The sequence below is a fragment of the Bacillota bacterium genome (genome assembly GCA_013178045.1).
Lineage (GTDB): Bacteria > Bacillota > Ch66 > Ch66 > Ch66 > Ch66.
Genome location: JABLXP010000010.1, coordinates 59581 through 66449, shown reverse-complemented (window position 1 = coordinate 66449; position 6869 = coordinate 59581). Strand labels below are relative to the sequence as shown.

The following is a 6869-nucleotide window of genomic DNA, read 5'->3' as shown; positions in this document are numbered from 1 at the left end:
GTGACTTCACTCCTTTATGGGGTTTTCGGTTTGGTTACTTGAAAACTTCTCCAAATTGGGGTGAAGTCCTTTTTTATGGCCCTAAAATCCTTAGTAAATCAAGTGTTGGAAAATTGCAAAAGGCTCAATATTTTATATTCATTAGTTGAAAAGTATTTTAACTTATTAGTGCCAACGCATCTTTACAAACTTTCGATAATCACTTAATCTTCAGTTTCATTATATACCTTCAGGCTAATAAGTCAACAGATTGTTTTATTGGAAATATTGCCCTGCCCTTCTCAAGTTTTAAAAATCTTAGAATCCCAGAAATATCAAGCGTTTTCGGGTTTTTTAATGGGGTGGGTGATGGGACTCGAACCCACGACCCTCAGAGCCACAATCTGATGCTCTAGCCAACTGAGCTACACCCACCATATTAATCAAACTACAGATAGTCGCCACTACCACATAAGTCCTTAATGGCGTCCCCGGAGGGATTCGAACCCCCGACACACGGCTTAGAAGGCCGTTGCTCTGTCCAGCTGAGCTACGGGGACCTGGAGCGGGTGATGGGAATCGAACCCACGCAACTAGCTTGGAAGGCTAGGGCTCTACCATTGAGCTACACCCGCAAAACTATGGTCGGGGCGGAGGGATTTGAACCCCCGACCCCTTGGTCCCAAGCCAAGTGCGCTATCCAAGCTGCGCTACGCCCCGACAAACCGCAAGAATTAGTATACCGGAAAACACTCCGGTCGTCAAAAATATTATAGCCCATTTCCTTTGGTTTTACAATTGTATACTCAAGCTATCTCGAAATGAGCTGTTATTTCTTTGCTTTTCTTTCGTGTAGTTAGGCATCGCTTCATTAATTTTACCGAACCAGCGTCATAATATGCGCCTGTACTTGCTCCTGTTCACAGGTAATTATGCCGAAGGTAGCTTTTCCCCGACGTGGCAAGGCAATACTTCCTGGGTTAAACAAAACCACACCTTCCATCACCTGGTATTCTGCGATGTGGGTATGCCCAAAGACGACCACGTCCACTTCTAATTCTTTGGCCCGGTAAAAAAGGCTGAGATAGGAATACTTGACCCGGTAGGCATGCCCATGAGTCAAAAGAATGCGTTTTTTACCTGCTTGAACTATTTCTTCCTGCGGCCCGGGCGAATGAAAATCACAGTTTCCCGTTACGGCTTTCACTGGAATTCCGCCATCTTTCGCCAGTTTCCAAGCATCCGCGTAGTAGTCGCCGGCGTGGAGGAGCAAGTCGATCTTTCCCATCTGGTCGAACGCCTGGCGGGCCAGATTTAGATTCCCATGGCTGTCACTCAGCACGCCAATTCGCACCTGGTCCACCCCCTGCCGGTGGGGAACTCTCGCCAAGCAATTCTAACAACACCCGCGAAGCTTCCCGTAACGCTTTAGCCCGGTGGCTGATCGAATTCTTCACCTCAAGGCTGAGCTGGGCCATCGTCCGTCCATAGGCTGGAAGGTAAAACAAGGGATCATAGCCAAATCCCCCGGTCCCGGCCAACTCCTGGCCAATGATCCCTTCACATATTCCTTCTGTCAGAAAACTTTCGCTGGTCGGAGTAACAATCGCAATAACGCACCGGAAACGGGCCGTTCTTTGCTCCAGGGGAACACCCTCAAGCAAAGTTAGCAATTTACGGTTATTGCGGTCGTCATCAATCGGCTCACCAGCAAACCGGGCCGAAAGCACTCCCGGCGCCCCGCCCAGATAATCAACCTCCAGGCCGGAATCATCCGCCAGGGCAAGCAAACCAGTATGCTGGCATACAGCTCGCGCTTTCTTTAAAGCGTTCTCGGCGAAGGTCGCCCCGTCTTCGATTATCTCGGGAAGGTCTGGCCAGTCACGAATCGATAGGACGCGGACCGGCCAGCCCGCTAAGAGTTCGGCAAATTCCCTGATTTTACCCAGATTCTTTGTAGCTAAAACAATTGTATGCATCATAATAACTCCAAACACATCATTAATCATCTGATATTTTACTGCTTCTACTAACGCCGGCTGCTAAGCAAAATCCCTAGTTCTCTTTACAGTTGCACTGCAGCAAGCTTGGACTACTGATAGCTAAGGAAGGGCAGGATTGTCTACCCCGGCAGTATATGACCCAGGATAATCTTCTGCTGGGCAATGAGTTCCCGGATTCCCTTTTCCGCATAGCTCAGTAGTTGTTCTAGCTCAACACGGGTGAAAGGGTATTCCTCCGCTGTACCCTGAATCTCCACAAATTTCCCGCCGCCAGTCATCACGACGTTCATGTCCACCTGAGCCCGAGAATCTTCATCGTAAACCAGGTCCAAAAGGATCTCATCCTCAATCTTCCCCACACTCGTCGCCGCCAGATAATCAACCACCGGGATAGTCGTCAGCAGTTGGTTCTGACGCAACCGCTCCAGGGACATAACCAGAGCAACAAACGCCCCGGTAATCGATGCTGTGCGGGTCCCCCCGTCGGCCTGGATAACGTCACAATCCAACCAGATGGTCCGTTCCCCCAGGACGGACAGATCCACCACTGACCGCAAGGAACGGCCGATTAAGCGCTGGATCTCATGTGTCCGTCCTCCAATTCTTCCCTTGGTCGCCTCCCGCTGGTTGCGAACCTGGGTGGCCCGGGGAAGCAGCGAGTACTCAGCTGTAACCCAACCTCGACCAGTCCCTTTGAGAAAAGGTGGCACCTTGTCCTCGACCGTCGCCGTGCAGATTACCTTCGTGTCGCCTACTTCAATCAAGACCGACCCCTCGGCGTGTTTTATGTAGTCGGTTGTCATCTTCACCGGTCTGAGCTCATCATTCTCTCTTCCATCAGTTCTGATCATGAGCATGCCTCCAAACCACATTCAACAAAATCCAAAAATCCACGCTTCCTCGATCATCACAATCGATCGACCCGGCGGTATTGTTCTTGTCCAATTTTATAGAGATTGTTCCCAGCCGCGTCAATAACCACAATTGCTGGAAAATCCTCAACCTCAAAACGGTACAGGGCTTCTGGACCCAATTCCGGGTAGGCAATCACCTCGGCTCGCTTGATTCGCCTAGCCAGCAGGGCTCCCGCTCCCCCAATGGCTGCGAAATAGACTCCCCCGTATTTCTGCATCGCCTCAATTACTGCCGAACTTCTTAAACCCTTCCCGATCATCCCGCGCATGCCTTTGGAAATAAGCAGCGGCGCATAGGCATCCATCCGCCCACTGGTCGTGGGCCCCGCTGCTCCGATTGGCTCACCGGGTCGAGCTGGACAGGGCCCTACATAATAAATGATCTGGTCCATCGGGTCAAACGGGAGACTCTCCCCCCGCTCCAGGGCTTCAACCATCAATTTGTGCGCCGCATCTCGGGCAGCATAGATCGAGCCAGAAATCAAGACCTGATCGCCAACTTTAAGCGACCGGGCCATTTTTTCATCTAGTGGGGGTTTCAGCCTGATTTTCTCCATTCTACCCGCCTCCCTTGATAATTGTTATAGAATGCCTTCAGCGTGCCGGGTACAGTGACAGTTGATGTTCACCGCAACTGGCAGACAGGCGATGTGGGTTGGAAAAATTTCAATATTCACCGCCAACGCAGTAAACCGTCCTCCCAATCCCTGGGGACCAATACCGAGCTGGTTGATCAGTTCCAGTAATTCTTGCTCCAACTGGGCCACCGCCGCGTCCGGATGGCGTTGATTGATTGGCCGAACCAGCGCCTCTTTAGCCAGCAATGCAGCCTTTTCCATCGTTCCCCCCACACCGACACCAACCACAATCGGTGGACAGGGATTGGAACCAGCGCTGTCGACTATCTCCAGAACAAAGCGTTTCAAACCCTCAACGCCATCCGAGGGTTTCAACATTTTCAGCCCGCTCATGTTTTCGCTTCCCGCCCCTTTAGGAGCAACCGTAATCCGCAGCTTATCTCCCGCGACCAAGCGGTAATGAATCACCGCCGGCGTGTTGTCCCCAGTATTTTTCCGCTTGAATAAAGGGTCACTGACCACTGATTTTCTCAAGTACCCATTCAGGTATCCCCGTCTGACCCCTTCATTAATCGCGTTTTCCAGGCTACCTCCAGCAACGTGAACCTCCTCTCCTATCTCAACAAAGACAACCGCCACCCCGGTATCCTGACACATTGGGCCACCAGTCTGTCGGGCCAGAGCAGCATTATCCAGCAACTGCTGAAGTATATCGCGTCCGAGTGGCGATTCCTCATGAGCCAATGCTTCCTCCAGGCTGGCCGCGATATCCCGCCCTAAAAGCGAGTTGGCTTCAATACACAACCGTTCTACTAGATCAATGACCTGATTAACCGGTATTTCTCTCATCATATTCCTCCTTTACTCATTCACCCTCGAACCAGTTACTCAACCAATAAGCATAAGCCTTCGGTCGCCAGCTTGATCTCCCCCAAAAATTCCTGGCGGGCTTCCTCAAGCAGAGTGGGCAGGTCGTATTCCGGCCACAAATGAGTAAGCAGCAGCCGTTTAACCCGCGCCAGTCTGGCTAACCTCCCCGCTTCGGTCGCCGTCAGGTGGCCAACACTGCGATAAGCGTGATCCCGTTCGAGCAGGCTGGCTTCACAGACTAACAAATCCGCGTCTCGAGCAAATGTGATCAAGCCGTCCATCCAGGCGGTATCCGCTGTATAGACTATCTTGTGCCCCGTGCTTGTTTCGGTGATGCTAACCGCATAACAGGCCAAGGGATGGGTAGTCGGCAAAGCCGCCAAGCTCACCGAAGTAAAAAGCCCACTGACTAGTTTTTCCCACGTTATGACCTCTAAAACTTCCTTTTTCTTAAGTAACGACTCAAAATTCATTTGCGGCTCTCCTGGGACAACAACTTTCAGCGGTGCTCGACGAGAACCATCACGCTGGCTGCCAGCAACAGCATGCTCTAAACAAAACAAGTCCGCCGAGTGATCAGCGTGAAAGTGGCTCACCAGCACCCCATCAAGCCGGCGAAAATCAAACACCCGCTGCAACTGGCTGAAACTCCCATTACCACAATCCAACAGCAACTTTAAATGGCCAATTTCCAGCAGATAACTGGAACAGGCACCACCGGCTCGCGGGTATGGAGACCAGCAACCCAGGACTGTTAACCGCACAAATCACCACCTCCGTAAACACAGCATCCAATTGCCCCGTTGTACTGGGGAAAAGGGGGAACCAGTACTTTAACATTGAGTTCCCTGGCAATAATGGCTTGCAGGGCGGTATTCAGGGCCACCCCTCCAGTAAAGATGATCACCTCGCTGTGCAATTGATTTAACATTGGTCGAATCCGCTTAAAAATGGTGTAGTTGACTCCAGCCGCCAAACGACTTAAAGGGTGGCCTTCCAGCACTTTGCCAATCAGTTCTGATTCACCAAAAATCGCGCAGGTCGCGTTTAAGTCTACTGGATTATCACTGTATTGACCTAGTTCGGTTGGGGAAATAGCCAGGACATTCGCCATATTTTCTAGATATCGGCCCGTACTGGCCGCACACCTATCATTGGTCAAGAAATCCTGGATTTTTCCCTGGCGAACCTGTACCACCTTGGCATCCTGCCCTCCGAGGTCCAGGAGAGTAAAATCCGATAATTTAGTCTGCCAGATCGCGCCAAGAACGTGCGCACGGATTTCGGGAATGTTATCGGCTCCTTTGACGTGGACTGTGTTTCGACCATAGCCAGTCGCAACAACTTTGTCCCAAGTGCCCAAAGGCAAATTTGCAAAGCAAAGAACCAGTTGATTACTTTCCTGCCGCCCGTACTGCCGGTAAAACTCAATAGTCTCATAACTGATCATTTTTTGTAGTTGGCCACTGTGCATGAGGACAATCTTCACCTGTCGGCTGCCCAAATCAATCCCGCAAATCACGTTTCTTCACCTCAATATATCAATAAAGGCATCGATCCGCAACCGGCTCCGGGCATCTAATCGGCTGGGCTTGTCCCCTTCTAAACTGAGAATGGGTAGTTCAAGTGTCTTTCTCACGATCAGGTCCTCAATCTGCCGGAAGCAAAAACTCTGGGTGTAGTGGATTATTCCCGCCAGCCGCCGTAACCGGATCTGCTCCTCTATGTCCTTTAGCCGTCCAAAAATGTTGTACGGATAGGTATAAAGTAAATACTGCTCGACCAGGTCTTCAGCCAGGTGCGGCATGACAAATTGACGTTGCACCTCGTTAAAAACAACCCGTGCCCCGATTGTTTCCAGGTAATCATACAAATCAAGCACGATCGGGGGAACTCCTATGTAACCCAGTCGTATCAAGCCAGCTGACGATGGCCGCTCTGACAGTTCTTCCAGAAAACGGTCAACCTTTCGTTCGAATTTCACCCAGTCCCCCTCAAAGTCGCTGCAGCTGACTTGGAACAAATGGTTTTCAAACCCGCTTACCAGGCCCATTTCCCAGGTTAAACGGTCAATCTGGAGTACCTTCCTGCGTATCCGATCTAATTCCTGCTTGATCTCGTTAACTTGTTTCCAGCTCACCCCAAAATAAGCCATCAATTTCTCAATCTGTAATTTCAGCAGATCGCGGTCTCGGTCATAGGGATAAGCAAATGGGATTGTTTGAATCCCAGCCAACTCCAGGGTCTCCATTAAGGCATGTGTGTTGCTACAGTCCCCCTGGGTTACCGCGATGACCCCTTCCAGGTCCTCTAGTTCATTAGCCACGGTATATAAACCCTTAATCCATCCACAAACATTGCGCGGATAACCGGCTACTTCCGCCGCTTCCACTTTCTCGCCGGGATTTGTGCTGCTAATCAAAATATTATTGAGGTCAACCGGTGTTCTACCAGCTGCCAGAATCACCTCTACAGGAATCGTTGTCGTGAGTCCGATCTTGCCCACAGTTAAACCCCTACTCCTT

At 50.7% G+C, this 6869-nt stretch carries 8 protein-coding genes and 4 tRNA genes; all 12 read right to left on the bottom strand.

Annotated elements, in window-relative coordinates; all coding sequences use genetic code 11:
• Nucleotides 1-337: 337 nt before the first annotated feature.
• The 12 genes from HPY81_06965 to HPY81_06910 all read right to left on the bottom strand — a co-directional run bounded on the left by HPY81_06965 (nt 338) and on the right by HPY81_06910 (nt 6850).
• Nucleotides 338-414, bottom strand: a tRNA-His gene (locus tag HPY81_06965).
• Nucleotides 415-462: 48 nt separating this feature from the next.
• Nucleotides 463-539: transfer RNA gene (locus HPY81_06960), tRNA-Arg, on the bottom strand.
• A 1-nt stretch (nt 540) separates the two neighbouring features.
• Nucleotides 541-614 (bottom strand) — tRNA-Gly (locus HPY81_06955).
• A gap of 7 nt (nt 615-621) precedes the next feature.
• A tRNA-Pro gene (locus HPY81_06950) sits at nt 622-699 on the bottom strand.
• A gap of 157 nt (nt 700-856) precedes the next feature.
• On the bottom strand, nt 857-1333 hold the full coding sequence (locus HPY81_06945; protein NPV27176.1) for a metallophosphoesterase: 477 nt from the start codon (nt 1331-1333) through the stop codon (nt 857-859).
• Complete coding sequence (locus HPY81_06940) at nt 1311-1958, bottom strand: XTP/dITP diphosphatase (GenBank protein NPV27175.1); 648 nt, start codon at nt 1956-1958, stop codon at nt 1311-1313. Before HPY81_06940 ends, HPY81_06945 begins: the two co-directional genes overlap by 23 nt.
• Before the next feature lie 143 nt (nt 1959-2101).
• Nucleotides 2102-2830: a ribonuclease PH gene (gene rph, locus HPY81_06935; GenBank protein NPV27174.1), complete on the bottom strand. Its 729-nt coding sequence runs from the start codon at nt 2828-2830 to the stop codon at nt 2102-2104.
• A 59-nt stretch (nt 2831-2889) separates the two neighbouring features.
• Complete coding sequence (locus HPY81_06930; GenBank protein NPV27173.1) at nt 2890-3453, bottom strand: Fe-S-containing hydro-lyase; 564 nt, start codon at nt 3451-3453, stop codon at nt 2890-2892.
• 24 nt (nt 3454-3477) lie between these two features.
• Nucleotides 3478-4323: a fumarate hydratase gene (locus tag HPY81_06925; protein NPV27172.1), complete on the bottom strand. Its 846-nt coding sequence runs from the start codon at nt 4321-4323 to the stop codon at nt 3478-3480.
• 35 nt (nt 4324-4358) lie between these two features.
• On the bottom strand, nt 4359-5108 hold the full coding sequence (locus HPY81_06920; GenBank protein ID NPV27171.1) for an MBL fold metallo-hydrolase: 750 nt from the start codon (nt 5106-5108) through the stop codon (nt 4359-4361).
• On the bottom strand, nt 5099-5866 hold the full coding sequence (locus tag HPY81_06915; GenBank protein ID NPV27170.1) for a 2-hydroxyglutaryl-CoA dehydratase: 768 nt from the start codon (nt 5864-5866) through the stop codon (nt 5099-5101). Before HPY81_06915 ends, HPY81_06920 begins: the two co-directional genes overlap by 10 nt.
• 6 nt (nt 5867-5872) lie before the next feature.
• Nucleotides 5873-6850, bottom strand: coding sequence for a 2-hydroxyacyl-CoA dehydratase (locus HPY81_06910; GenBank protein ID NPV27169.1), 978 nt, complete (start codon nt 6848-6850; stop codon nt 5873-5875).
• Nucleotides 6851-6869: the final 19 nt, after the last annotated feature.

Bases quoted from the DNA above. Each gene is read 5' to 3' on its own strand.
- HPY81_06940 (NPV27175.1), bottom strand. From the start codon at position 1,958: ATGCATACAATTGTTTTAGCTACAAAGAATCTGGGTAAAATCAGGGAA.
- HPY81_06930 (NPV27173.1), bottom strand. From the start codon at position 3,453: ATGGAGAAAATCAGGCTGAAACCCCCACTAGATGAAAAAATGGCCCGG.
- HPY81_06925 (NPV27172.1), bottom strand. From the start codon at position 4,323: ATGAGAGAAATACCGGTTAATCAGGTCATTGATCTAGTAGAACGGTTG.